The organism is Rhodohalobacter sp. 614A (assembly GCF_021462415.1).
Lineage (GTDB): Bacteria > Bacteroidota > Rhodothermia > Balneolales > Balneolaceae > Rhodohalobacter.
The window spans coordinates 401,872-428,327 of record NZ_JAKEDS010000002.1; the positions used below are offsets into that span (position 1 = coordinate 401,872).

Here is a 26,456-nt window from a genome sequence, read left to right on the forward strand (position 1 = left end):
ATTTTACTTAATAATTTATACATGAAGAAATTTGTCGTCTTTTCATATCCACGTACTGGCAGCACGCTTCTTGTGAAAACCTTGAATAACCTCAAAGGTGTGGTTTGTCAATCAGAAATTTTTCATCAAGACTTTAATTCTTTTAAAAGAGCTTTTATAGACAGAGAGTTTATTAGTAATAATATGAAGTTACCGTTAAAAGGTTTTTTTTTAAATGAAGAGAAAGTATTTAAGAAATTATTCAGGTTGAAAAATCACGACTTTCATTCCTTTCTAAAAGAAATATATCAAGAAACAACTTTAGCGATGGGATTTAAAATATTTCCCGGCCAGCATGATGAAGCTTTCAATTATTTGCTCGGTGAAGAATCTGTTTATAAGGTGATATTAGAGAGGGAGAATCGCTTGAGAAGCTATGTTTCCGAACAGATTTCTTTTAAAACAGGTAAATGGGATCGATATACTGGTGAGGAGCCAAACCTTGTTCAAATTGATATAGATGTCAATGACTTCTTGCTATACAAAGAAAGAATTGATGGTTATCTTATAGAAACAGAAAAAGCTTTGGAGATGTCTGGACAGAAGTATTTAAAATTGACATATGAGAAGATATTTCAAGATGTTCCATACAAAATTATACTCGATTTTTTAGATATTCTGGAAATTATTCAATTTGAAAATAGTATTAATCAAGAAAGACAAAACCCATTTTCTTTAGAAGATATGATCTTGAATTATAGGCAAGTCAAAGAGGCGCTTACAATACAGGAATTGCAGCATTACTTAGATAATTCTAGATAAAAATCGAAATAAAAAATGTTTTAAAAACCAATTGCTGTAGTGATCATATGAGGATTACACATTTTAGAGAAAAGCTTACCTTTAACTTGCAAAGTAGAATACATGTCCTTTTAACCAATTTTTGCTTGAACCGTCGTTCAAATCTGATACCTGAATCAAATTAGTAAAACCAATTGCTCCAGTTGATGGGTTGCGATAATGCAAGGGTATATTTGTTCCTGTCTGAGAACCTTGTCCAGAGCTTGGAAGATTACCTTCCCAACCCTGAACCAAAGAAACATACATATTTACTTGGTTTAAAACTGAAAATGGCAATCCACCAATAGACAGACTTCCACTTGCTGTTCCGAAATCGATGTCATTTGTGGAAAGGTCGACCGTGCAAATGACTAATTTCCCAATTTTAATCGCATGTCCGATTTGATTGCCATAAGTAATGGACGAAAAGGAGCCGCTTGTGGGGTTATAAGTTGGTGTCCAAGTGATTGTATCATTGTATTCGTTCAGAGTGTCAGCACCAAATGAGATACCATTATTGAATGTCTGTAGATCAGAAAAAGTATTTGTGCTGGAGAGATTTGCTTTATTGTTATTCAGTACTTTACCCTGATTAGCGCTCAGAGGTTTATCTGTATCGTTTGAAGTAAGATTATCTACAATATCAGAAACTTCAATAACATCACCACTTTGCGCAAACTGATTAGCTGAGACCAATACCGGATTATTAGAACTGTTTCCGATATACAAATCTAATCCACCAGAACCATCTTCTACAAACACTTCGGTTCCCTCTGCCAGTGTTCCGGGTACCGAAGGAAGGATTATTCGTTTTATTGCTGTCATTTTTTCTTATTAGTTGTTAAAATTGTAAGATTCAAATTTTATTGTACTATCCAAAAAGCTGAGGAGTCACTCTGATTATTGTATTCCGTTTTAATCCAATCTGAAGAACGAACAGTATTTGATATTCGAACCTCATCAAGTAATCCTTCCCATGATTGGAAACCTGGTGATCCAAATGCGTAAACAGCACCAATTTGTAAATCTTCAGATGTTAAAACAGGCCCTGAATCATTTGAAGAGTTATCCAGAGTACCTGTGAGATAAATTTTCCAATCAGAACTTGTCCCATAAGAAGCAACGATATAATTCCAATTAGTTGTTATTGTGTTAATAGATTCTACCCCAAGTCCATTGGGGTTGTCGTATGTTTGAAAACTAATTTTCCCGGCTTCAGTGGTCGTTTTAAGTTCCCATTGTGTATTCGTCCCATCAAATCCTTTAGAGATTATTTGTTTATCTATACTTATAGCATCAGGTTTAACCCAAGCCGAAACAGTAAAGTCATCAAGTGGAGATAGACTATTACCTATATTTATATAATCAGCATTTCCATCAAAATGTTGAGAGTTGCCGATTTTACCAGATCTTTGATCTGGTAAATTTCCTCCAAATATACCATCATTGTTATTCATAGTTGAATCCATTGAAATACCAGAAGATTCTCCCATGTGCCAAACTGCTAAATAGTTATTTGTCCAAACATTTTCTCGACCGTACGTGCTGTCAGGGGCCGGTTCATTGCTTACGCCATCAACATCTATATAAAAGGTAGTACTAGATGAAAGTGAGGGAATTTTCACCCAAAGTTCGCCAGCTTTCGAACCGGTTTCACACGAAACGACTTCTCTTGCCAATTGGATGGTTTTCTGAACATCAGAATAACATCTTATGTCTTCTCCTCCATTTCTTACAACACTCCAAAAAATTTGAGGCATATCAGCTAAATTTACTAGGATTGGAAAATTGATATGTGGTCCTCCTATAACCTCTGTGGCGTTTACTGTAAGCTTTGTCATTCCGGTTTTCTGACTCAGAATTCCAATCAAATATGCAGAAAAACTCATTCTACCCCCCCATAAACGTCCCATTCATTGGTATCAACTTTTACAAGCATAAAGCCTTTATCTTGGCCTGCTGTGTTTTTCCCTCCGTTCACTATAACGCCTGATCCTTCTACTATAGTAACCTGACCAACTCCCACCTGGCGGATTACTCTCCAATAGCCAATAGGAAACGCCTCACTAGAATTTGGGGGAATTGTCACATTCTCAGCACTTCCACTTGTGCAACGATCTATGCGGTACGAATCGACCAATGTTAACGTCCAGTCTCCTGTTCGTTCCTGCCAGTTTTGGTTTTTATCCGCTTTCGCATCATTTAATACCTTTCCTTGATTAGCGCTCAAGGGTTTATCCGTATCGGTTGAAGCAAGGTTATCTACAATATCAGAAACTTCAACAACATCACCACTTTGAAGAAACTGATTGGCAGACACCAACACTGGATTATTAGAACTGTTGCCGATATACAAATCCAGTCCGGATCCATTTTCTACAAATACTTCAGTTCCTTCCGCTAAGCTTCCGGGTACAGAAGAAACAATTACTCGTTTTATTGCAGCCATTGTTTGTTGTGTTTGTGAATGTTTAGTTTTAAAAAGGGTTTTCTTATTCTACATGCTATTCTCAAAAACTGTTAAATCAATCAAATCGGAAACTATACACGGCTCCATTGGTCACATATATTCTTAGACGGCAATTTTGCCCCTCCAATTCATCAATTAAATGGGATGACCACGTAACCTCGTTATTTAACCCATTTTGGGTAATTATCTCTGAATCTGATTTTGTAAATCCAGATATTGGAGTTCCTGTAATACTGTTTAAAATTTCAACTAAAATGGTTCCTTCTGAATTGAGATAAAGCCCTGTTGTTCCATAAGGGATATTTAATCTGGAGGTCTGCCAGCTTCCTTCGATACCACCTGCCACAAGTTTTGCAAACCGATCCCTTTCTATGTGATGTATAGCAATCGTCCATTCCGCATCCAAATCTGTATTGACATTCAGTTGCCTTTGTTCTTCAAGTGTGTTGGCAACGATTACTCCAACAATAATTCGATCAGTTGAACCATTATTATGAACTACAAACCCACATCCAGGTGACACTCTTCCTACTTCATTAGCACCATTAGAAAGATTACACTGATTAGTATCCACTCTTAAGTATGGGCTAAGATTAACTGCTGGCCGGTTCATATCAGGAAACTTCCATGCCCCTTCAACTTGGCCGCTGTGTTGAGGCGATAGCCCAGTTTTTGTTCTTGAATGGCCCCAAACCGGATATGTAGGTCCATCTGTTCGATCAGGTCTTCTATAGAGAGCTCGTTCGTCATTTCTGAAATAAGCTGATGGAATTACAAAATATTGTCCTGCATAAAAAATTACAGGGGTTGTTTGGAAATCAGTTCTAACTTTTGACTCTTCTTCTGATATAGGTTCATAGTGTTCACTTCCGTTTGCACATCCTTTTTGCGTATCTACTAATTCCCAGAAAGAAACCTGATCTGCTTCACTTCCGTAGTCATAAACATTTGCTGGATCAACAATTATATGATTTCCATTATCAGTAAGAATGCTGTATGGTCCATCATACGTAGCGGCCGTGGCCATTCCTAACCATCTTGTTAAATAATAAGGAGTTGGCCAGTTTTGAAATTGACCACTTGAACGCCCCCGTCCTCTAAATGCAATTACCCATTCATTACTATTTTCATCAAAAAAAAGTGATCCAGGATTATCATCCCCAGGAACATTGGTAATAACAGATTGTGGAGTTGACCAACCTGTCAATCCATCATCAGATATAGATATGAAATATTCAGAACCCAGAGAATACCATAATGATAAAGCTATATATTTTTCTGATGATGCATCATAAATAATTTTAACACTGTCTACATCGTTTTTTCCAACTCCTGAAGGTGCTGGGAAATTTATCATGTTACTTTCAGTAGCATTGTCCACAAGATCGGGTCTTCCATTGGTGATAATTTTATCCCAAGAAGTTCCATTATTAGTACTTCTCATCACAGCAAGTGCCCTTTTATTCTGTGCCTCATCCTGATCATCTGTATATGGGAAAATCAGGTTATAATATAAGCGAAGATTCCCTTGGTGGTCTATCATCAATGAGCCCGTTATACCTCGAGTCCACGCAGCTTTTGGGTCATTAATGCCTGATCCTGACGGCAATCTTTCCCATGATTCATAGGGGGTATCCGTAGTTCTGTTCATGTGATGAAGAACAACTTGATTGCCAACCTCAACGGTAGAAAATGTAAGATTATCAATTGCTGAAAAGAGATCCGTATCAAGAGTAAAATACCTTTCGAGATCTAACCTTTTGGCTGCTCGTCCTTGAATTATGTTTGATGCAGGTGAAGGCCCAACCGAATTTGTAGTTCTTATTTCGATATCTGTCATCTCTTCTTGGTTGGGCTGGTCGCCAATAACAAGCGGGCTTGTCGTTGTCCCTCCGGCTTGCCACGATCCTCCATCGAGACGGTATTCTATATCTGTGACTGGAGAGCCTCCATTGAAACCAAGCAGAAAATTGACAAATATTTCTTGGTTTCCTGAATTAATAGAAGTAATCGTTGGTGCTTCGGGAACGGTTGCCGGTGTACCATTTGCTGAATTACTAGGCTCACTTAAATTTGTTCCGCTTACAATGCGAACACGAACAGAATAGGTTTGCCCATTTGTAAGTCCTGAAATAACAACAGGACTTGTTGACATTTCCGAAGAAATCCATCCCTCTTCGTCTAAACTATATTCTACGTCGGTGATGGGATATACAGAATCATCATAGGTAAAATGAACCGTGAGTTGTTGATTACCATCATCGATTGAGGTAATTATTGGGGGCGGAAGGTCTACGGCGATTGCAGAGTTCCGAATGCCATATAAATCAAATAATCGAACACTCATGATATCAGGCTTCCTGTTAAGAGCCAATCGTTTAAACCCCGATGTACAGCAGAAGCAGTGGCATATTGCCCAGCAAGTTTGTTATGTCCAGAGAAAACATTGATCGTAACATTTGTTCCTGCAATAATCGAGATATCACCTGAGACAGCATTATGCTCAAATACCAGTGTGGCTCCAACAGGGAAGGTATTCTCATCCAAACGGATATCACCTGCATCTGTTTTGCTAAGAATGGTATTGACATGATCCCCGATTTGAGGTACATAAGGCGTTCCAGTCACTTCTTTAATGCTGGTTAAGATTGTAGCGGTATGATCTGGTGATGAATCGTATCCGTTTTCATGAACTCTGACTCCAAGATCTTCTTCAAAAATATCATACAGAAGTGTGTTTTCGTCAATCCCTCCGGTAGTAATGAGCTCTAAAACTGATTCATAATCTGGTGGAACGGAGGCCGGAACCGGCGTCCCACCTCCTGAAGGTCCTGCAAAAATCTGTTTAAATTCATTTGAAGTGTCATCAAAAAGAAGGAAAAGTTCGCGTTCCTCTAATGATGCGGGAAGTGAAGTCCCTCCACGGATATTTAATATACCTACTGCCATATGTTTATGGGTTAACTTGCGTTGTTGAGATCAAGTTGAAAACCACCAGAAGTGTTTAGGTCTTCATCAAAACTGTCATCGATATTTAAATCCGAAATTTGTATAGGCATCGGTCAGAATCTGTATGTAGACCAATGATTCGGTTGTAGCTATCTCTCAACTGAATACATCAGTTAGTCTTATTGTATTGTCTCATCCTCTAAAAGCAAAGAGTTGAAATTCAAAAGTTGAATTTCGGTAGCAACTTCTTGAATGAATTCCCCAATTTGAAGTAAATTGGTTACTTGATGATCCTAATATGTTAGCGCGATACAGCCTTTGAAAATCTTGATAATGAATAGACTCTGTGATGTATTTATAGAATTATTTTTTTAAACACAAATTATTTTTCAATTATTTAAAATATGAACTAAGAAAAAGTTGATGGCTATTACGGCTTAACTATTAGTAACAATTGACATTACTGGTGATCATACAAGACATTATTTGTATACTATTCGAACACAAAGAAAGAATTAATATCTTTTGATTAAGATTAGAATTTAGTGATTAAACCCATAGCTTTTTACCTTCCCCAATTCCATCCAATCCCCGAAAATGACAAATGGTGGGGAGATGGTTTTACGGAATGGACAAATGTTAAGAGTGCGAAACCTCTGTTTGATGATCATGAACAGCCGCGCCAACCGGGAGAATTAGGATATTACGATTTACTGGATTCTCAAATCCGAATTAAACAAGCGGAACTGGCCAAAGCCCACAATATTCATGGATTTTGTTATTGGCATTACTGGTTTGGAAATGGCAACACTCTTCTTGAGAAACCTTTTCAGGATGTGTTGAAAAGTGGCGAACCAGATTTTCCATTTTGTTTAGGATGGGCCAATGAATCATGGACAGGTATTTGGCATGGGGCTCCTAACCGGATTCTTATGGAACAAACATATCCCGGAATTGAGGATATTAAAAACCATTTTAATTATGTATTGCCGGCTTTTTCTGATGAAAGATATATAAAAGTTGATAATGCGCCCTTCTTTTTGGTTTATCAACCTCAGAAAATACCTGATTTACAACTTTTCACGGAGACCTTCAACGAATTTGCAATCAAAAATGGGTTCTCCGGAATCCACTTTGTAGCAACCAATGTAAGCTTGGGTTGGGAGTTGGATAAGTACAATTTCAAGGCAATTGTCCCTCCGTATCACCATAGAATAACCTGGGAGAAAAAGAAAAAGTTTGTTCATTCACTGTCTTCAATCTTTCAAAAGAAAAGTAGAAATAAGCGACTTCAGCATGTTTATGATTATTCAATGGCAAGTAAGTATTTTTTGCCCGATTCGAATATCAAGGATAAAATATACCCGGCAGTAATTCCGAATTGGGATAACAGTCCGCGTTCTGGGGAAAATGCTGTTATTTATACAAATTCAACCCCTGAAAAATTTGAGAAACATCTCCGTGAAGCAGTGCAATATGTCTTGAAAAATAATTCTAACCACCGGTTTCTAATGGTCAAATCCTGGAATGAATGGGCGGAAGGAAATTATCTGGAACCTGACAAGAAGTGGGGACGTGCTTATCTTGAAGTGTTTAAAAAAGTAATGGATCAAAATGAGATCGATCCTGAAACGGACAAGTGATGAAGAAAAAAGTTTTGTAATGCATGTCTGAAGAACTCAAATCAATCACACTTACAAAAAAGTGGGGCCATCATACCAAGTCCGGCGGTTACGATAAAATAACGGATTATTTATCGGGAGAAAAAGTTGTAACGGGCAAAAGCAAAATCCAGAGATTTTCACTTTCCCACAAATCGTGGAAATATTTGGTTCCTTCCAGCAGATTTGTGAATCACTATGAACCGGTTGATTTTTTTAGTGAATTAAAAATTTTAAGAAAAACCTTTCGTAGTGACTTCGATATCATACACGTTCTATATGCGGAAGATCAGCTAAATTTTCTGTTGAAGTTTCGCAAATATTTGGACTGTAGCCTGATTGCTACCTTTCACATGCCTGCAAGTTCTAAATATGTTCAAAAAGCGATATCAGCCGGGCATTATAGGAATTTCAAAAAGTTGGATGCGGCAATTGTTGTCTCTCACTCCATGGTTGATTTGATTGGTGAATGGATAGGGGAGGATAATGTGCATGTGATACCGCATGGAATTGACACAAGTATTTTCCATCCCGATAATTCACCAAAAGAGGATTCAGGTTTTATAAACTTACTTTCAGTTGGCCATCATGGAAGGGACTGGGAAACTATCCTTGATGTTATGCGGATTTTGCAAACAACGGCCGACAACTATGTTTATAATGTGGTGGTTCCAAAATGGATGAGCCATAAATTTAAAGGCATTAAAAATGTTAAAATTCACAATAACATCCCCGAACAAAACTTGATTGAACTTTATCAAAAAGCAGATGTATTACTCCTTCCTGTGTTATATGGAACGGCAAACAATTCCATTTTAGAGGCTTTTGCATGCGGAACACCCGTGGTGTCGTCGAAGGTTGGCGGTATTCCGGAATACGTGGATGGGGAATCAGGCTGGTTATTTGAAAAAGGAGATTCTCAGGGAATAGCGGAGCTTATCAAAGTGATGTTTGAGGATTCAAGTCTTTATCTTTCAAAAAGAGATGCTGCCCGGAAAAGGGCACAGTCATTTGATTGGAATTTAATTGCGGATAAAATTCACGAAGTATATTTGAATACTCATAACAAAAGAAATGCAATCAAAAAAGCGGGGAATTCTTTATCTGATTGATGGCTGACAAAAATTTTACACACCTCTTGCTCACACGCTTTAACCTGGATTTTTCTCCGTACACGCACACTCCCTATCTTTGTGATGATCAGTGGCATCAGGATAGATTTAAACTTTTTAACAGGTATTGCTTGCCATCGGTCATCAATCAAACCACACAAAATTTCGAGTGGATTATTTTTTTTAATGAGGAAAAAAGAGAACTCTATACATCTTTTATTCGGGAGACGGAAAAGGCACTCAAAAATGTTCGGTTTCTTTTTGTGAAACCCGAAGAAGATCACCGGCAGAGACTGGTTCACTACATCAAAAGAAAATATTCTTCAGATTATTTGATTACAACCCGCATCGATAATGACGACTGTATTTCCAGCCATTTTATGGAATCTATTCAAGAAAAATTTATGGAACGGCGTGATGCATTCGATCATGAATATGTGCTCAATGCAGGTACTGGATACCAGTATGAGGTAAAATTTCCATTCAGAAAAGCGTTAATTAAAGATTACACGTATTCTCCATTCCTCTCTCTGTTCTCAAAATTGAAGGGTTGCGATGAGATCAACACCGTATTGAAGCACGCTCATCATCGTTGGGAAGAATATGAAACATCTGAGGAGATGCCGGATCATCCATATTGGACGCAAATCATTCATGAAAAAAACGTGTCTAACCGAATACTGTCATTAAATTTGTATGTTCATATATCTGACAAGCATTTTCCGGTTTTGATAGATACACCCAGGAATCAGTGGTGGTTTGGACTCTTGCTGTTGCCCGTACAAATAACTATGACTGTTATAAAAAGAATTGCAGAAAAAATTAAACATCACTAAGAAAGAATAATTATTCAACCATGGCAAAGGAGATCATTTTTCTTCTTACACACCGAATAGATGATGTGATTCTCAACAACATTCGCAAGATTAACCGTGAGAAAGGGGCACGGGATTTTGCTGTATTGGTTCATGGAGAAAAGGACACGTCGGATTTAGAAGTTCCCGTCTACCATTTTTCATTAGATCAGCTCAAAGTTCAGAAATTTAAAATGCTTGAAGAAGGTTCGATGTTCTCAAGCGTTCATTTAGCCTTTCTCTATTTTTTTAAAAAAATCCCTGATTACGATCACTATTGGTTTATCGAATATGATGTGGAATTTGGCGGAAAATGGTGCCATTTGTTTGATACGTTTGTTAATAGTCATGCAGATTTTATATCAAGCTACATTCAGCCCTATAACGAAAATGAATATTGGCCCTGGTGGGGACTTGATCACCCAAAAAAAAAGATTCCGGTTTCCAGCAGGATACGATCATTTAATCCCATTTATCGGGTTTCAAAAGAGGCATTGAAATTTCTCTGTGAAGAATTAAAAACCGGTTGGGTTGGTCATCACGAGGTGATGCTTCCGACTTTACTTCATAAAAATGATTTTAAGCTGTTGGATTTAAGAGGAGATCGTGAATTCGGAAATTCTGAATATCCAAACTTTTACCGGGAAAATGCGCACTTTCCAACATCTGACGACCGCTTTTTAAAATTGGGTTCGTTAAGGTATCGTCCGGCGATGAAAAAGGCAGGATCAAAAAATATAATCTATCATCCTGTTAAAATGGATATGGGATTAAGCCGGTTTGAAGAAACGGTTTATCAGCTATCCTTGCTAAAGAAAAAGATGAAGAGATTTTTCTGATTTTTTTCAGGAAAAGAAAATTCTTGAGATATCCTTTCTTACAAATAACTCAGGATTGATCGGGCCATTTTTTTATTGATCTCTTTCCGGTCAAATTCTTTCGAAAAACCTGAGTTGTCAATTTCCAACTTTTCGTCAGAGAATTTTTCAATCTCCCTGATTTGCTGGAGGAGTCCCTCCACATCTCCCGGATCAAACAGAAAAGATCCATCTACATTTTCCCGGAGAAATTTTCGGGCATATCCCTGTACTCCCGCAAGAATGGGTTTTTCCACAATGGCTAATTCAAAAATCTTTGAAGGCAAGACTTTTCGGAAAACCTGAAGATCATTTAAGTGAATAAAAAGAATATCTGCTTTTTTATATTCTTCGATGACTTCATCTCTGCTGACCGGATCGAGAACTTCTACATTTTTAACATCAAATTCCTGAAGGCTGTTTTCGAGTTTTTTCCGGGCGCCACCATCACCAATTAATGTAAAAGAGTAAAAACCGTCGAGTTGTTTTGCCGCTTCCGGTATAATTTTATGCAAGCCCTGCCCATCACCAATATTGCCGGCATACACTATTTTTTTGATGTAATCATGATTAGAATCATCTTTTTTACTTTGAGCTTTTTTAAAAACGGGATCCACTCCGTGAGTGAAGAATGAAAATACAGCGATGGATTTATCCTGGAAACTTTGCTTAAATCCTTCGCTGATAAGGTTGATATGGCTGGCATATTGGTGAATTTTCCTTTCACGCGAAGCAATTACCGGGGCCAACACATTTTTGATCAGCCAATTATCCGAAATTCCGCGCAGCGTTTCACTGAAAAGATCCCGGATATCCACATAAAGCGGAGCATTATTTCGCTTGGCAATCCAATAGCCCAGGTAGGACGTGAAAAAACGACTGGATGAAGCGAATATCAAATCGTATTTCCTGTTTTTGGTCCTTTTCAGGGTTTCAAAAAAATAAGTTTTAAAGCTGAAAATCTGGTCACTGATTCCACTTTCATGAGATGGAACCACGATGCGTTCAATCGTAACATTATCGATCTTCTCTCTCACTTTAAACTCTTCCCGGAAAGTTGAATATCGATTGGGGCTTGTCGTCAAAACATCAATCTCTATGTCCGTATTTTTGGTTTGATTGATCAGCTCATCCACCAGTGGGGAATTTCTAAAAGAACCTGCACAGAGATCCGGCCGAAAATAAAACGTGAGATACAGAATGCGTTTCATATCTGCGGAGCTATAATTTTGAGCAGAGATTGGTTGACAAATGTGTATTCAAGAGCTTTCGAAGTCTTATAAGAATTGAAGCCTATACAGTAATCATAAGAAAACTCCCGAACATGTTGAACACTTTCAAAAAAAATGATGACTCCATTCGTTAGTTCCACACACTGATTTGTCAATAATTTGATATCAATTTCGGGGTCAAAGTAAAGCCTGCCTTCAACCGGTTTGTCAAGATTCACAATATCCTTGATTTCAATGAAATCTTTATCCACAGTAAAATTTCTCTTATGATGGAAATCCTTCCCGGATTTTAGCTTATGTTTTAAAAGTATTTCAATTCCTGAGGATGTTTGGTTTTGAATCGCCACAGTTGGCCGTCTGCCAACTCTGAAACGACTCCAAACATCTGCGGTGTCTTCTCCGTTAAATGTTACGGTATTATGGGCTTGTGTAGAACGTTCCCAATTCCGCCGTTCTCCCGTATTATATGTTGAAACACCCGGATCGGTAATTACGGGTTTGTTTTGCACCTGTAAGATGAAAGAAAGAGAATCGGCGTGTGCATGTGCCGGCAGATAAGATGGTTCAATGCCTTCTGCATCGATCGTTAGTTCGAAATTACGATTGCTGAATTTTCTATAACCCGAATCAGACAAATCAATATTTGGAATCTCTTTGAGATTACAAGCTGTAGCCATCGTGAAAATTTCATCTTTGGAATACGATTGACCTTTGGTGGAATCGTTGAAATGAGCAAGATCGCCATTGCTAAAACTCATCTGCTCGATCCAACCGAGCATTTTTCCAGAAAGCTGGTAGATTTGTGTAGAGAGTTTGGAACCGGGCGGCAAATAGTAGATTGCTTCCAAAAAACGAAACAGCATAATGAGGTGGTACATCGGACTGCGTTCAAAATGTGCACCATCCTGCAAAATTTGTTCGGGAATCTGTTCGGCCAAAATAGATTTTGCCATTTGAACCCATTTCTGTTGATGAAAGGAAACCCCTCCCATTAAAAGGGCAAAAGCATTCTCCATCAGGTGGTTACCTAAAAGATGGTATTCCGGCCGATCTGCAAGAAAATGGAGTTCAGAAAAAAGATATTCTGTGAGATCAGGCTTGGCTTCAATTTCATCATGATTTTCTGATAAAAACCGGATCACGTTCATCACACGAAGAGAAGCGGGATACGGTTCAGGCCCGATTTTCCCCTGTTCCAGCCATCGGTAAAGATCCAAAACCAATTCCGCCCGAAAATTGATAGAAAGTTCATCCTGTTTCAGAAAGTCCGCATACTGCAGATGATAATTCCACAATTTTCCATGTTTCAGTTCATTCCATCGAACCCTCGTTTGAAAAGTTTCTGATTTGTTCAACAGGTTGACTTTAATTCCGCCGTCCGTGACTTCAAAAAAGTTTTTAGCTGACGGTACCGGCAGCATCGAGAGGGGGAAAAACTGTAAATTTTCACTATCGATCTTTTTCAGAGAATGGATTCGCTGTAATCCATATTTCAATCGATAGGAAACCTGTACTGGTTTTAAATGCCGCAGAGTGTGGTAGAGATCACGAACATTTGAAACTATCTGCACGGCTTACATATTTGGTTGATGATTATCGAAAGGTAAACAATCAATGAAATTCCTGTTTAGTTTAAAAATAGTATGGTTTGTTGAGCGGTTTTTTAATCCCAGTGCTACCTCGGACCAATTTAGCAAAGTTGGGTTTATCACTTGCAATCAGGTCAATAAGCATAAATCATGGTTGCCTGCTGAAAGGTTATAGAGATTTCAATAAATTGATGAAATTTTCGTGTTCATCTGTAAAAGTATAAACATCCTCCGGCATTTCTCTCATATTTTTTTGCCAAATCTCAATTTGAGGAAAATCCACACTTTGAATTTTTTCAATCGCTTGCTTGGAATTTTCAAGGTCAATTTCCATCCCGATATTATAGTGCTTTACAAGCCTGGCATTTTGTGAACCTGTCTGAACAATTAACGGTCGTTTAAAATAACAAGCCTGGTAAAACCGGTTTACAATTGCCCAATTTTTGTTCGCCTGTGTTTGATAATGCGCTCCCCAAACCAGGTCTACATTTGCAAACATTTCATGTAGATCATCGGGGTAGACAAAAGGGCCATCATATTGAGCAAATTCCAGAGATCGAAATTCTTTCTCAGAATCTTCCGTATTCAAAAAAAGTCCGCGAAGAAGCAGACGAATTTCGCCTTTACTATTTTCGGCAAGTTGCTTCAAAACGCTGAGAGATCTTTCGCATCTCAACATCCCGAAATATCCGATTGTGACATGATTTTTTTTGGTGATTGGAGAAACCGTTTCGGTTTGATGGGAAAGATCTTTTTCAACCTTGTTTTCAATCACAAAAAAATCACCCTGAATTTTCTGAATCGGTTTGAAATAATTGTCGATATAAGCAGGAGACGCTACAACGATGACCGTTGTTCGCTTCAAAAGAAACCGTTCAAGACTTCGAAGAATCATTGAGACAAAGCCCTCTTCAGCAAGTATTGAGCGAATATCGGCAACATCGTAAACGATTTTGATATCGCCGGATTGAAATAAAGTAGCCAGCCAACTGATCAGAAGTACATCAAGATTGTAAGCGTAAATTACATCTTTGTTTTTTAATGATTTACGAATCCGGAAAATGGATTTCAACAGAATCCCCAACCTTCTGAAATATTGTCCGTGTTGAATTTTTCCGAGGGACTCGGCCGGAATGGTCCACGGCTTGCCTTTGTAATGATCCCGGTCAAATCCCACAACAGAGCAATGAACCCCAATCTCTGATAATTTTTCGATGCGCTTTCTATAATACGAATCCGAAAGTACGGGCAAGACAAACAGGATTTTCATGTTGGCTTGTTGAAGTTTTTCAGATAAACAAGAGTCGCCACAATAATCGATGCAAAGGAAAGAAGCCAAAGTTCAGGGGCAGAGAAGACTTTTTTCATTTGCTGGGTCAGATATTTCTTTTCGGTTTTGGAAGGTTTATGACCATAGGATATTCCACCTCCTTTATTCATGGCTAAAAAGCGGTTCAGAGATTTGCCTTTGAACCGATCCATCATTCTTACTATAAACAGGTAATCCGCATTTATTTTCAGGTTTGTGTCGAAATTTCCAAGCGCATCAAAAACCTCTTTTCTGAAAATGATTCCCTGGTGGCAAACCCGTCTCAGGTACACGCTGTATTTATTGATATATCGGGAATACCTGACTAAGCGGACAAAAGGGTGGAGGAAGATCATATTGCCAAAGAGAAACCCGGTTTGATCATCGCTGTTTCTTAAAGTTTCCAGCAAGCTCCCGTTAAGGTATTGGTCGCCGGCATTCAGGAAATAAATGAACTCTCCATTCGCCATTTCAAGGGCCTGATTCATCGCATCATACACCCCAAAATCACTCTGGTGCACATACCTGAAATTTGAGAAATGAAAGGCGTCGTTGATTGTTGAAAGACTTTTGTCCGAGCTATTATCTTTAACCAAAATTTCTACGGAAGAATCATCCAGGTTTTTCAGGCTGGCCAGAGTTGGATAAATATCATTTCCCGGGTTTTTTGTAACTATAATAACCGTAAGCAGCAAACGAGTAGAGTTCTGGTTTAAAATTATGAATGATTAGTAGCCCTTTTTGCAAACATAAGGTATGCTTTCTTGAGCATTTTCAGTAGTGATTTACACTTGAGAATCATCAATCTCAGAAATAACCGCTCTGAATTTACCGCTTGAGGATTTTTCAATCGAGTCCACGAGATCGAACCTGATGGTCATTTCATCACCGGCGCGTCTTCGGAATTCACGGATCAGTGACTCCTTATCTTTTTCACCAAAGTTTTTTCCCGGTACAATTCTGAAGATAATCTCTTCTTTTTCTTTTTGAAAAAGCTGAATCTCCAAGGCGTTTTCAGCATATTCAAAAACCTGGTTCATTCCGATTAATTTTCGTCCGTCAGGTGTTACGACATAATCTTCCGTGCGACCATCGATACCGGAAAAAGTATCTGATTTTCTTCCACATTCACATTCTGAATGAAGTGGAATGCCATAATCTCCAATTCGATAACGGATAAACGGCATCGCTTCATTTCCCCAACTGGTCAGAATTAATTCCTGGTTTTCGGAGTCATCCAGTTTCTGCGATTCGATATGGCAATGTTCGTAATCAACGTGAAATCGCCCATGTTTACATTTTGACATTGTGCCGGCAAACTCCACATTTCCATAGAATTCTGTGACAGGTGCACCAAATACATCACGAATGATCGTTTTATGATTTTTCAGAAGAGCATCAGAAGCCGAGAAGATTATTTTGGGTGGATTCAGTAATTTTAAATCATTCTCTCTCATCAAGTTGGCAAGGTTCACCATGGCTGAGGGATATCCTGTAAAAAAAACAAAATAAGTTGAATTCAGGTAGTCAACAATGTCATGAACGGTTTTTTGGGAAATGTGAGAGGTACTCAGGTAAACCCGGTTATTAAAATAGTCGTGCCTCCAGTAGGGAGGATTTTGTTGGTTTTGAGAGATCGGTAATCTTGCTCCAAACATCAGTTGGCGGTCATTATATTTCACGCCAAACCGTTCCCTGAATCTCCAGAAAACGGCCCATTGTAAATTCAACGATTCTTTGGTTTGATAAATCGTGAGCGGTGTTCCCGTCGTTCCGCTTGTCAGTTGTTTCTTTAATGAAGCTTTTTCAAACTTGTTTGAGATCAGTTCTTCCTGATTTTTTTTTACCATCTCTTTTGTGAGTACCGGCAGCTTTTGGAGATCATCAACAGTTTTGATTTGCGAGATATTTACACCGTGTTCATCATACCATTTTTTGTAAAATGGAACGATATGATACGCGTGATGAATCAGTTGAGTAATTTTCTCATTTTGATACGTTTCTATCTGCTCTCTCGATTTCCATTCGCTCTCTTTAAGAAACTCAAGATGATCAGAAAATCGGGCGCTATATCTGTCTTTTTTTAACTTCAATCCATAGAGAGAAACTGCGATATTTTGCAGAGAATAAGGGAGTTTATAATAGATATTCTCAATAAAAGAGTCCGGCATCGTTGATCTAAACGGTTTTTGATAATCATTGAAATGTAAAGGTTTGGCAGGTCTATTCGAATACGAAATTCATGAATCCTGGTTTGAGGTGACACCACTTGTCATCGCAGTTTCCTATTTTCCCATTGAGGTCAAAATCTGTATCATCCCAAAAACCAAAGTATGATTCAACTTACGAGGAGCCGTCATTTAAAAACCCTTGCTCAATCACTGGCTGAAAAGCTTGTGGACACGGCTCCAGACGATCCGTTTGTATCTCAAAAAGTGATGGTTCCCAATCTTGATACCGCACGCTGGTTTAAACTTTTTGCGGCTCAACAAAACGGCATTGCAGCCAATCTGGAGTGCATCTTACCGGCAGAGTGGTTTTGGAGACAAATCCGAAAAATTTATCCTGATCTGCCCGATTTATTACCGTCTGATCTTCAGCCAATGAAATGGGCATTGTTTGAACTGTTGAGTGATGTTCATTCCAGAACGAAATTCGAGATTTTGGACAGGTACATTAAGAGCCAGCCTGAGGAAAGAAAAACGCAGGCGACCTTTCAACTTGCCGGCCAGATTGCTTCTGTATTTGACGAGTATCTGGTCTATCGCCCCGAGATGATATTGCGATGGCAGCGGGGACGATCAGGAAAAGCAGATGAAAAATGGCAATCCGAATTGTGGCGTTTGTTGAATGACTTCTGGAAAAAGTCGGGCGATGGAGATCTGAAAAACCGGGCAGAGCTTTATGAGGAAGTAATGAGAGCTTTCTCAAAAAAAGAGCTTGATGTGGACGACTCACTTTATATTCTGAATCCCGGATTACTTCCGCTTCCAATCGTGAACATGTTGAAGAAAACCGGGGAGCAATCGGAAGTATTTGTTTATCAAATATCTGTTTCAAAAGAGATTAGAAAAAATTCAAATGAAATATTTCAAGTCTTTGGTAGAGAATCAACAAATGAAGATCAGGTAATAAATATTTTAGATCCAAATGAAGTCCTGGAACTTCACTCTGAGATTCCTGATGATTCCATTTTACAGCAAATTCAATCTGATATTTTCCAGGGGAATTCAATCCGAAAATTTTCAGAAAATGAAAGTGAGATTGGTGGAATAGAAATTCGATCCTGCCACAGTTCGCTTCGTGAAATCGAAGTACTTCACCAGTTTCTTTTGGAGAAATTTGAAGAAAATGAAACACTTCATCCCGATGATGTTCTCGTTGTAACTCCGGATTTGGAAACTTACAAACCGTATATCAAAGCGGTGTTTGATCAGGCTGAGGCCGGGCTGCCACAGATACCTTATCACGCCGGATATTCATCACGAAATTCTGAAGCGGGAATTGAACGGACACTTCTTCGCCTGTTATCATTGGTGGATTCTCGCTTTGAGTTTTCAGACGTTATTGACCTTTTCATGATGAAACCGGTTTATCAATCTTTCGGAATATCAGAATCGGATGGAAACAAACTCAAACGGTGGATTGAAGAGAATCATGTGGTTTGGGGATTGGATGCCCGGCACCGAAAAGAATTTGATCAGCCTGCCGAAGAGTTACAGACCTGGGATTCGGCTATTCGCAGAGGATGGTATGGGAATCTGCTTGGTGGCAAGTCGGGTGATTCAGTAAATGATCTGTTGCTTTACCAGGGGATTCGAACCACGAATGACCAAGAAACCTGGGCGGCTTTCTCAAATTATTTGAGTCAGTTGAATAACATGCGACAAGAGATCAAAAGAAAGAAGAGATGCTCAAAGTGGGCTGAATGGCTGTCGAGTCGAATGGATTCTTTATTTGATGCCGCCTCACTTGGAAGTCTGGAAGCTCAGGGCATAAAACGAATGATTGGCCAAATCAGTGAGCAATCGGAAATTGCCGGTTGTGAACAGGAAATTCCCTTCTCGCTTTTCAGGAGTGAGCTTAGTTCCATGCTGGATCGGCATAAAGCGTCAGGGGCGTTATTTACCAACGGCGCAACGTTTAGTTCTATGGTTCCGGTTCGAAGTATTCCATTTAAAATCATTGCATTAATCGGGCTGAATGAGAGCACGTTTCCCCGAAAACAAATCACTCCCGATTTTGATTTAATGGCGCAAAATCCGCTGCCGGGGGAGAGGAATCGAAAGAATGAGGACCGGAATCTTTTTCTCGAATCGGTCATGGCTGCCGGCGATGTTCATTATTGCAGCTATATCGGGCAAAGTCAGGTTGACAACGAAGTGATTCCGCCATCCACAATTGTGGGTGAGTGGGTGGACGTGCTTTCAAAAACGTCCGGAATGGATTCAAAAAAAATCATCAAAAAGGAAGCTCTTTCAGGATTTTCACCTGCCAATTTTAAATCAAAAAAGAGTTTTTCGGGGATTTATTTTCAAACGGCAAGGTATATGTTGGATGACGAAGAATCGGTTTCCGGTTTGAAATTGAGCGAACCGATTCCTCTGGAGGAAGCAGAAGAAACTATTCAGCTTGATGATTTAATCCGGTTTTACAGCAATCCAATCCAGTGGTTTTTTCGAAAACGGCTGGAGGTTTCTTTGAGGGAGGCCAACCACGGGAAAGATGAATTTGAACTGGATCATCTCGAGAAACACATTCTTTTCCAAAGAGTTTTTGGCTGGGTTTTAGATGGAATGGACGATCAGAAAATTCAAAAGTATTTGGTTCAGTCAGGAGCCATTCCGGTGGGTTGGTCCGGTGAACGAAGAGTTTTGGAGCTCAAGAGAAATGTTCGCAGTGCGATCGCCGTCATGAAAGATTCAGGAATTCATCCAAAGCCAGGCCACTATCAAATACATGTAGCGGCCGGGCAGAGCCAAGTTGAGGGAAGTTTGATGAGCTATTCGGATGATCAGTTTGTGGATATTAATCCATCAAAATTTTCCGGTAAAATTGCTATTGATAGCTGGATCAGGCATCTCTGTGGGAGTCTGGCGGAGTCTTTTGAGGAGAGAAAATCCATCCTGTTTTGTGAGTTGAAAGATGGCGATTCAAAGAAGATAGTTTTCAAGCCCGTTCCAAAACCAGATGCAATCTTATCCGGATTGATCAATTTTTATCATGAAGGATTGATTCGCCCCCAAACGTTTTTTCCGAAAACACTTTATGCGTTTGAAGAGCGAAAAAGGGGAGAGAAACTGGACGCTTATTACAAAGCTGCGAACGCATTCAATACGGATGATTATTCATTTGGGGAGAATAATGATCTGTCGATCAAAACACTGTTGGGTGAAAATGTGGAGTTTCAGGAAAAATTCATCACGGAACGATATCGGCGATTCATACAGCAAATGATGGATCATATGGAGGAAAGTTGATGAAACGGATTGAGTCGTTATATGATGTTAAGTGGAATCCTCGAATCCTGATTGAAGCAAGTGCAGGAACAGGCAAAACCTACACGCTGACTGCACTTTATATCCGGTTATTGGTTGAAAAGAAATTGGATGTAGATCGAATTTTGGTGATGACTTTCACTAAAAAAGCTACGGCTGAACTGAAGGAAAGAATTTTTAGGCGGCTCAAAGAATGCCTGAACAGGCTTGAAACCGGAAAGGAATCTGACGATTCGTTTGTGAATGAATTCGCCGATCAGGTCTCAAATTCAGATGAGGCTATTCAGCGACTCAAGACAGCGATTCAGAATTTTGATGACAGCCAGGTTTATACCATTCATGGTTTCTGCCAGAAAATTCTCAAAGAAGAAGCATTGCTTGCCGGAACTCCGTTTGATTTTGAAGTGGCTCAACAGGACGAACTTTTGACGCAGGCTTCGGAAGATTTTTGGCGGAATTTTATGGCTCAATACAGCCAGTCTGAGGCGGGCAGGTATTATATCTCAAAGTTACTGGGTATTGCAAATTCACCTTCCGAATTGAGGGATAAGCTCCAATTGGTTTTTAGTAAACCATATGCGGAATTGGAAGGTGAGGGGATAGGTAATCCAGTTCAATACCTGGAAAAGGTTTTGAATATTCGGCGTGATTTGGTTGAACTTTGGGGAAGGAATCAGGAAGAATTATTGGAAATTCTGAACCAATGTTATGTAAAAAGATTTCAGCAGCATTTGCAATCTCGACTTCGAAAGTTAAATGCTTTTATTGATGATGATTCATTCGAACTCGACGCCCCCGAAAGCCTGAAATATTTCACTTCCGATTATTTGTATGACCCCAAGAATCTTCCAAAAAGCGGGAATCCGAAACCGACTATTCAGCATCGGTTTTTTGATCTTTGTTCCGAATTGGAATCCTTGATTGCTGAAATGGATAAAGTAAAAACCACACTTATCCAGGAGGCAATAGAAGGAATTACAATCATTCGGGAAAAACTTTCAATTAATTCCAGTACGGTTACTTATGATGATCTTCTCACTCGGGTTGAAAGAGCTTTAACTCATTCTGAAGATGCGGAAGAATTGGCCGGGATTCTCAATCAAAAATATCCTGCGGCGCTTGTGGATGAGTTCCAAGATACCGATCCGGTTCAGTATTCAATCCTGAATTCAATCTATCCTTCACAGAATACCAACTCTTCGCTGTTGATGATCGGCGATCCCAAACAGGCGATTTACGCGTTTCGCGGGGCTGATGTTCATACGTATCTGAAAGCCAAAAAGGAGCCGTCAGTTCAGCAGTATACGCTTCACAAGAATTTCAGAAGTACGCCGAGTTTCAATAAGGCGGTTAATACATTGTTTGGTTTTTCTGGTCAGCCATTTATCGAAGAGGGAATTCAATATTTTGACGTAGAGGCTGGTAACGAAGAATCAGAAGATGATTTTTTAGTGGATGGAATTCCTGCAAGTGGAATCCGGATTCTTGCAAAGCCTGGAATTGACACCAGTAAAAAGGATGCAAATGAATTTGCCTTTTATCAAACAGTAAGTGAAATCACGAAGCTTTTACGGGGATCAGAGGAAGGAAAGGTTAGAATGAAAGGCCGAAAGTTAGAAGCCGGAGATATAGCCATTTTGGTTTCGAGCCATAAAAGTGGAGAAGAGATCAAGCAAAGGCTCAAGGCAGTTGGAATTGATTCTGTGACATATTCCCGCGAGAAGGTTTTTGAGTCGGCGGAAGCCCGGAGATTGGAATCCGTGATGAGCGCAATTCTTGAGCCTTTCAATCGGATTGCTGTAAACAATGCATTGGTTTCTGGCTTTTGGGGACAAAATTTGAATGAAATTCATGAGTTGTCCATCGAAGGGAATCAGCGACAGGAATTGATAGAAGAGTTGCAGGATCTCAACGAAACCTGGTCTTATGATGGTTTTTATACCATGTTCAGAAAACTGCTTTTTGATGACGGAAGAATCACAAAATTGGCGCAGTTTTCTAATTCCGAGAGAATCGTGACGAATCTTTATCAACTGGCGGATATCTGTTCGAAAGCCGAGAAGGAGGGCAAACTTAATCCATATTCTTTGCATTTCTGGTTTGTGGATGAGATGGCTGATCCCGATAAAGATGATGAGAAAACTCTGTTACTTGAAAGTGATCAAAACCTGGTGAAAATCAGCACCATTCATAACAGTAAAGGCCTCGAATTTCCGGTTGTTTTTTGTCCCACGCTCTGGGATATGAAAAGTAATAATAAGAAGCCGTTATTAATCGAGTATCATGAGGACGGGGAACCGATTATCCGATTTGATCAGGAATCTGGTGAACGAAGTGAGTGGGCGGAAGGACAGAATAATATCGAAGATACCGCCGAGGAAATTCGGAAGTATTACGTGGCTGTCACCAGGGCAAAGTACTTGTGTGTCATTCCGTGGGCCAATCATGAAGCTTCGTTAAAATCTGGTGTGGCCTGTTCTTTGGTTGATAGGTCTGCTGCCCAAGAGATTGCCAAAAAAGGGTTGAAGCTTAAATCAGGAACAGATTACACGGACGATAAGATTCTGAACATATTCAAAGATCTGGAAAATAAATCGGATGGAGCCATAGAATTAAATATTCCGGAAAATATTGATGAAATGGAAAAATCCGGTCCGGAGAAATGGATTCAGAAATCAGAACTTCAATTGAAAAATTACAAAGGAAGAACGGAGCTTGCCGTACAACGGCGCATAGAGAGTTTTTCATCTTTGACAAGTCACAGTGCACTGCCGGGAGAACCTGATTATGACCAGGTGGTGGAATCATATCTCTCCCTGATTCATCAGCAAAGGGAGGAAGTTCGTGATTTGAGCATCTTTACATTTCCGCGTGGAGCCACGGCAGGCACGGCTATTCATAAGTTGTTTGAGGACGATCATTTTCTGTTTGAAACTGCACGGAGTGATGATCATTCCGGTTTGATTGAAAAGGTTCTTGAGCAGTATCAAATGGATGGGAAATGGATACCGGTTATTCAGAGGATGATGAGGGGTGTTGTCACTTCGGATATTCCCGGATTGGATTTGAGTAAGGTAAAAAACAGCGAGCAGCTCCGCGAGATGGAGTTTCATTTTACAGCGCGTCAGCCATCCTTAGAAAACATTCTGAGGATCATTCGTTCGGGAAATCAAAGCCTTATCCTACAAGGTCAATTGGAGAGTTTTATGACTGGATTTATTGATCTCGTGGTGAGGCAAAACGGGAAATATTTTATTGTCGATTATAAGTCCAATCATCTCGGCGATTCCATCGAGGATTACAGTCAGCCCCGATTGAAAGAAGAGATTATTCACGCTTCATATGATGTCCAATATCACCTGTATACAGTGGCACTTTGTAAGTACCTGAAGTCACGATTGCCGGGCTTTAATTACGACTCTGATTTCGGCGGAGTGGCTTATCTGTTCGTTCGGGGAATGCAAAAAAATGAGGGGTCTGGCGTTTGGTTTCACAAGCCTGATGAAGCGGTTATCCGGCGTCTTGCAAATGAGTTGGAGGTACAATTATGAGCAGACAATTATCACTGATGAAAGATTGGTTTGAGGAGGGGGTAGAGGCCGGATGGATTGAAAGATATGAGCAGGAATTGATTCGATTTCTGAAGAAAGAATTTGGTGAATTCAGTGATGAAATCCGGATGAGTTTAGTTTTTCTTTCCCTGTTTATTAAAGCCGGACATACCTGTTTACCGATGGACAAAAGCCCTGTTGAATGGATTGAAATCCTGGGCCTTGATGTAGATGGAAAATCTCATTTTCCAACAAAAAAAATAGAGCTTCAGATCCTCAAATCAAGCTCTTTGGTTGGATCTGAAGGTGATATGAATCCGTTAATTCTTACGGATAATCACGTGACATTCAGACGATATTTTTTCTATGAACAAACTGTTAGACAATGGATTAATAGAATTATATCAAATAAATATATAACTGATATAGATGGTATATCACTCCGGTTTTTGCACAATTTATTTACAGAAGAAGCAGAAGGTGTCGATTGGCAAAAAGTGGCGGCGGCACTTTCATTAATCAAGCCGTTTCTCATCATATCCGGAGGACCCGGAACGGGAAAAACAACAACAGTTGCCCAGGTACTTGCTTTGCATCAAAGGCTGTCGAAGAAGCGACTTAATATTGCGCTTGCCGCACCCACCGGAAAAGCTGCCGGACGAATGGGGGAAGCGTTAAACCGGGAACTGGAAAAACTGAATTTGAGTCCGGAAGAATTGAGTCATTTTCCGAGAGAAGCAAAGACCGTACACCGGCTGCTTTCGGGAACGGAATCCAAAGGACTTTTGCCGCCGATTGAGAAGAAACTTTTACATCACGATTTGATCATTATTGATGAAGCATCCATGATGGATCTTTCGTTGATGTACCGGTTAGTGAATCATCTAAGCGACCATACAAAATTGATCCTTCTTGGAGACAAAGATCAGCTTGCATCGGTAGAGGCGGGAGCAGTCTTTGCAGATCTTTGCCAGAAAGAAAAAAATGGATTTTTGCCGGAGACGATACAAACCCTGAAGCGTCTTGGAATCACAAACGAATTACCGGAAGATACCGAGTCGGATATGAGTGATTCAATTGTGTACCTGACCAAGAGTTACAGGTTTGATGAAACGAGTGGAATCGGAAGGTTGGCAGATCTTGTAAAAAGTCAGAATCAAAAAGGAGAAGAGGCGGCCTCCATTTTTAACCAATATTCTGATTTGAACTATCAGGCTTTCAGTTATCAGAAAGAAGACATACAGCTAATTCTTGAGGATTTGAAAACGAAGGTCCAAAAGTGTTCGAAAATTAAAAAATATGATGAACTGCTTTCTTTTTGGAAGGAGTCCATTTGGCTGATGGTTCTTCGCAGGGGATTGACCGGATCTGAACGCCTCAACCGATTGATCGAAGAGCGTTTGGCTGCAGAGCGAATTGTTCAGATGGACGCTGGTTGGTATCACGGCCGGCCGATCATGATCACCCAAAATGATTATAACCTTGGCATTTTTAATGGTGATTTGGGAGTAGCCATGATGGATGAAGATGAATCGATTTGGGTTTATGTAGAAAGCGGATCAGAAACCAGGCGGTTTAAACCTCAACGGCTGAGTCACTACGATCCCGCTTTTTTTCTGACTGTTCACAAGAGCCAGGGATCTGAATTTGATCAGGTGAATTTGCTGCTCCCACAAGCGGACACGCCGATTTTAACCAAAGAGTTAATCTACACAGCCATCACAAGAGCGAGGAAAGAATTCTCTCTTTATGGAGATCTTGATCTTTTTGAACAAGGAATAAAAAGAGAAACGTTGAGGTTTACGGGATTGAAAGAATTGCTGTATAAATAAAAAATGCCATTTCAGATGTCTCCAAAATGGCATTTGTTGTGAAATGAATTGGGTCTATGTGTCGTACTTCACGCCACAACCATACGGAGTATTGCTTTTTACTTCTACTTCTTCACCGTTCATCAGGCTACTCATTGCGGAATCGATGTAGTTGTGAGCGGTTTCGAGAGAGCTTGCCCGGGGAGTGGGTTTATCATCAATGGCGCCGTTGTATCGAACCGTTCCGGTGGGATCAATAATGAACATATGCGGCGTTACACGTGCATCGTACGCACGTCCCATTTCTCCTTCCGGATCGAGTAAAATAGCTGTTGGAGATGCGTCATACTCTTCGATAGATTGACGGGCTTCTTCCGGTTCCATGTAGCCTTGTTCGCCGGGAGCGGAGGATATCACAGAAAGCCAGACGACTCCCTGATCGGTATATTTTTCCTGGAGTTGCTGCATATTATTTCCGTCGTAATGTTTGCGGATATACGGGCAGCCGTGGTTCAGCCATTCAAGAATTACATATTGTCCTTCGTAATCGGAAAGGCTGTGAGTGTTACCATGTGCGTCCACAACTTCAAAGTCGGGAGCCTGCTGGCCAACAAGCGCATCAACGGCGGGGGCATTCTCCTTATCTTCAATGGTCAGATTAATGACCATCGTTGCGGCAAGAATCAATAAAAATAGAATTGTTAACTTTTTCATGATGTTTGGGGGTTTATTGAGAGTTGAAGG

19 protein-coding genes are annotated in these 26,456 nt (G+C 39.8%); 8 read left to right on the forward strand and 11 right to left on the reverse strand.

Annotation, left to right across the window (positions count from 1 at the left end; genetic code table 11):
- Positions 1-21: 21 nt before the first annotated feature.
- Positions 22-801 carry a hypothetical protein gene (locus L0B18_RS10505; protein ID WP_234571725.1) on the forward strand — a complete coding sequence of 260 codons (780 nt, stop codon included), beginning with the start codon at positions 22-24 and terminating at the stop codon, positions 799-801.
- An 81-nt stretch (positions 802-882) separates the two neighbouring features.
- Here the strand turns inward: L0B18_RS10505 and L0B18_RS10510 are convergent, their stop codons facing one another.
- From L0B18_RS10510 to L0B18_RS10530, 5 genes are all read right to left on the reverse strand, one after another.
- The gene (locus tag L0B18_RS10510) at positions 883-1,644 is read right to left on the reverse strand and encodes a hypothetical protein (RefSeq protein WP_234571726.1); all 762 of its coding nucleotides are present in this window, start codon (positions 1,642-1,644) and stop codon (positions 883-885) included.
- A gap of 38 nt (positions 1,645-1,682) precedes the next feature.
- The gene (locus L0B18_RS10515; RefSeq protein ID WP_234571727.1) at positions 1,683-2,732 is read right to left on the reverse strand and encodes a LamG domain-containing protein; all 1,050 of its coding nucleotides are present in this window, start codon (positions 2,730-2,732) and stop codon (positions 1,683-1,685) included.
- Positions 2,705-3,268: a hypothetical protein gene (locus L0B18_RS10520; protein WP_234571728.1), complete on the reverse strand. Its 564-nt coding sequence runs from the start codon at positions 3,266-3,268 to the stop codon at positions 2,705-2,707. The genes L0B18_RS10515 and L0B18_RS10520 overlap by 28 nt, the downstream gene beginning before the upstream one ends.
- Before the next feature lie 76 nt (positions 3,269-3,344).
- Positions 3,345-5,636, reverse strand: coding sequence for a fibronectin type III domain-containing protein (locus L0B18_RS10525; protein ID WP_234571729.1), 2,292 nt, complete (start codon positions 5,634-5,636; stop codon positions 3,345-3,347).
- Entirely contained in the window at positions 5,633-6,238 is a 606-nt protein-coding gene (locus L0B18_RS10530; protein ID WP_234571730.1) for a hypothetical protein, read from the reverse strand. Before L0B18_RS10530 ends, L0B18_RS10525 begins: the two co-directional genes overlap by 4 nt.
- 545 nt (positions 6,239-6,783) lie before the next feature.
- Here L0B18_RS10530 and L0B18_RS10535 point away from each other — a divergent pair.
- Genes L0B18_RS10535 through L0B18_RS10550 form a run of 4 tightly spaced genes read left to right on the forward strand, consistent with a single transcriptional unit; the run spans position 6,784 to position 10,704 of the window.
- Complete coding sequence (locus L0B18_RS10535; RefSeq protein ID WP_234571731.1) at positions 6,784-7,881, forward strand: glycosyltransferase WbsX family protein; 1,098 nt, start codon at positions 6,784-6,786, stop codon at positions 7,879-7,881.
- A gap of 23 nt (positions 7,882-7,904) precedes the next feature.
- Complete coding sequence (locus L0B18_RS10540; protein ID WP_234571732.1) at positions 7,905-9,011, forward strand: glycosyltransferase family 4 protein; 1,107 nt, start codon at positions 7,905-7,907, stop codon at positions 9,009-9,011.
- A complete protein-coding gene (locus L0B18_RS10545) occupies positions 9,011-9,847 on the forward strand; it encodes a glycosyltransferase (protein WP_234571733.1) in 837 nt (278 codons plus the stop codon). Before L0B18_RS10540 ends, L0B18_RS10545 begins: the two co-directional genes overlap by 1 nt.
- Before the next feature lie 20 nt (positions 9,848-9,867).
- On the forward strand, positions 9,868-10,704 hold the full coding sequence (locus tag L0B18_RS10550) for a hypothetical protein (protein WP_234571734.1): 837 nt from the start codon (positions 9,868-9,870) through the stop codon (positions 10,702-10,704).
- Positions 10,705-10,742: 38 nt separating this feature from the next.
- Here the strand turns inward: L0B18_RS10550 and L0B18_RS10555 are convergent, their stop codons facing one another.
- The 5 genes from L0B18_RS10555 to L0B18_RS10575 all read right to left on the reverse strand — a co-directional run bounded on the left by L0B18_RS10555 (position 10,743) and on the right by L0B18_RS10575 (position 17,023).
- Positions 10,743-11,933: a glycosyltransferase family 4 protein gene (locus L0B18_RS10555; RefSeq protein ID WP_234571735.1), complete on the reverse strand. Its 1,191-nt coding sequence runs from the start codon at positions 11,931-11,933 to the stop codon at positions 10,743-10,745.
- Positions 11,930-13,525, reverse strand: coding sequence for a heparinase II/III domain-containing protein (locus L0B18_RS10560; protein ID WP_234571736.1), 1,596 nt, complete (start codon positions 13,523-13,525; stop codon positions 11,930-11,932). Before L0B18_RS10560 ends, L0B18_RS10555 begins: the two co-directional genes overlap by 4 nt.
- A gap of 187 nt (positions 13,526-13,712) precedes the next feature.
- Positions 13,713-14,813 carry a hypothetical protein gene (locus L0B18_RS10565; protein WP_234571737.1) on the reverse strand — a complete coding sequence of 367 codons (1,101 nt, stop codon included), beginning with the start codon at positions 14,811-14,813 and terminating at the stop codon, positions 13,713-13,715.
- Positions 14,810-15,547 carry a glycosyltransferase gene (locus L0B18_RS10570; RefSeq protein WP_234571738.1) on the reverse strand — a complete coding sequence of 246 codons (738 nt, stop codon included), beginning with the start codon at positions 15,545-15,547 and terminating at the stop codon, positions 14,810-14,812. Before L0B18_RS10570 ends, L0B18_RS10565 begins: the two co-directional genes overlap by 4 nt.
- A 90-nt stretch (positions 15,548-15,637) precedes the next feature.
- Positions 15,638-17,023, reverse strand: a complete 1,386-nt coding sequence (locus tag L0B18_RS10575) for a phenylacetate--CoA ligase family protein (RefSeq protein WP_234571739.1) — start codon at positions 17,021-17,023, stop codon at positions 15,638-15,640.
- Between the two features lie 162 nt (positions 17,024-17,185).
- Here L0B18_RS10575 and L0B18_RS10580 point away from each other — a divergent pair, with 162 nt between their 5' ends.
- From L0B18_RS10580 to recD, 3 genes are read left to right on the forward strand one after another with little or no spacing between them, the layout of a single operon-like run.
- On the forward strand, positions 17,186-20,332 hold the full coding sequence (locus tag L0B18_RS10580) for an exodeoxyribonuclease V subunit gamma (RefSeq protein WP_234571740.1): 3,147 nt from the start codon (positions 17,186-17,188) through the stop codon (positions 20,330-20,332).
- Positions 20,332-23,901 carry an exodeoxyribonuclease V subunit beta gene (gene recB, locus L0B18_RS10585; RefSeq protein ID WP_234571741.1) on the forward strand — a complete coding sequence of 1,190 codons (3,570 nt, stop codon included), beginning with the start codon at positions 20,332-20,334 and terminating at the stop codon, positions 23,899-23,901. Before L0B18_RS10580 ends, recB begins: the two co-directional genes overlap by 1 nt.
- Complete coding sequence (recD, locus tag L0B18_RS10590; protein WP_234571742.1) at positions 23,898-25,733, forward strand: exodeoxyribonuclease V subunit alpha; 1,836 nt, start codon at positions 23,898-23,900, stop codon at positions 25,731-25,733. The genes recB and recD overlap by 4 nt, the downstream gene beginning before the upstream one ends.
- A 54-nt stretch (positions 25,734-25,787) precedes the next feature.
- On the opposite strand, the gene L0B18_RS10595 is transcribed toward recD, so the two are convergent.
- Positions 25,788-26,426, reverse strand: coding sequence for a thioredoxin family protein (locus L0B18_RS10595; protein WP_234571743.1), 639 nt, complete (start codon positions 26,424-26,426; stop codon positions 25,788-25,790).
- Positions 26,427-26,456 lie beyond the last annotated feature (30 nt).

Excerpts from the sequence above, each read along its gene's own strand:
- L0B18_RS10520 (WP_234571728.1), bottom strand. The coding sequence starts at position 3,268 with ATGGCTGCAATAAAACGAGTAATTGTTTCTTCTGTACCCGGAAGCTTA.
- L0B18_RS10540 (WP_234571732.1), top strand. The coding sequence starts at position 7,905 with ATGTCTGAAGAACTCAAATCAATCACACTTACAAAAAAGTGGGGCCAT.
- L0B18_RS10545 (WP_234571733.1), top strand. The coding sequence starts at position 9,011 with ATGGCTGACAAAAATTTTACACACCTCTTGCTCACACGCTTTAACCTG.
- L0B18_RS10555 (WP_234571735.1), bottom strand. The coding sequence starts at position 11,933 with ATGAAACGCATTCTGTATCTCACGTTTTATTTTCGGCCGGATCTCTGT.
- L0B18_RS10505 (WP_234571725.1), top strand. The coding sequence starts at position 22 with ATGAAGAAATTTGTCGTCTTTTCATATCCACGTACTGGCAGCACGCTT.
- L0B18_RS10510 (WP_234571726.1), bottom strand. The coding sequence starts at position 1,644 with ATGACAGCAATAAAACGAATAATCCTTCCTTCGGTACCCGGAACACTG.
- L0B18_RS10525 (WP_234571729.1), bottom strand. The coding sequence starts at position 5,636 with ATGAGTGTTCGATTATTTGATTTATATGGCATTCGGAACTCTGCAATC.
- L0B18_RS10515 (WP_234571727.1), bottom strand. The coding sequence starts at position 2,732 with ATGGGACGTTTATGGGGGGGTAGAATGAGTTTTTCTGCATATTTGATT.
- L0B18_RS10580 (WP_234571740.1), top strand. The coding sequence starts at position 17,186 with ATGATTCAACTTACGAGGAGCCGTCATTTAAAAACCCTTGCTCAATCA.
- recB (WP_234571741.1), top strand. The coding sequence starts at position 20,332 with ATGAAACGGATTGAGTCGTTATATGATGTTAAGTGGAATCCTCGAATC.
- L0B18_RS10575 (WP_234571739.1), bottom strand. The coding sequence starts at position 17,023 with ATGCCGGACTCTTTTATTGAGAATATCTATTATAAACTCCCTTATTCT.
- L0B18_RS10550 (WP_234571734.1), top strand. The coding sequence starts at position 9,868 with ATGGCAAAGGAGATCATTTTTCTTCTTACACACCGAATAGATGATGTG.
- L0B18_RS10530 (WP_234571730.1), bottom strand. The coding sequence starts at position 6,238 with ATGGCAGTAGGTATATTAAATATCCGTGGAGGGACTTCACTTCCCGCA.
- recD (WP_234571742.1), top strand. The coding sequence starts at position 23,898 with ATGAGCAGACAATTATCACTGATGAAAGATTGGTTTGAGGAGGGGGTA.
- L0B18_RS10565 (WP_234571737.1), bottom strand. The coding sequence starts at position 14,813 with ATGAAAATCCTGTTTGTCTTGCCCGTACTTTCGGATTCGTATTATAGA.
- L0B18_RS10595 (WP_234571743.1), bottom strand. The coding sequence starts at position 26,426 with ATGAAAAAGTTAACAATTCTATTTTTATTGATTCTTGCCGCAACGATG.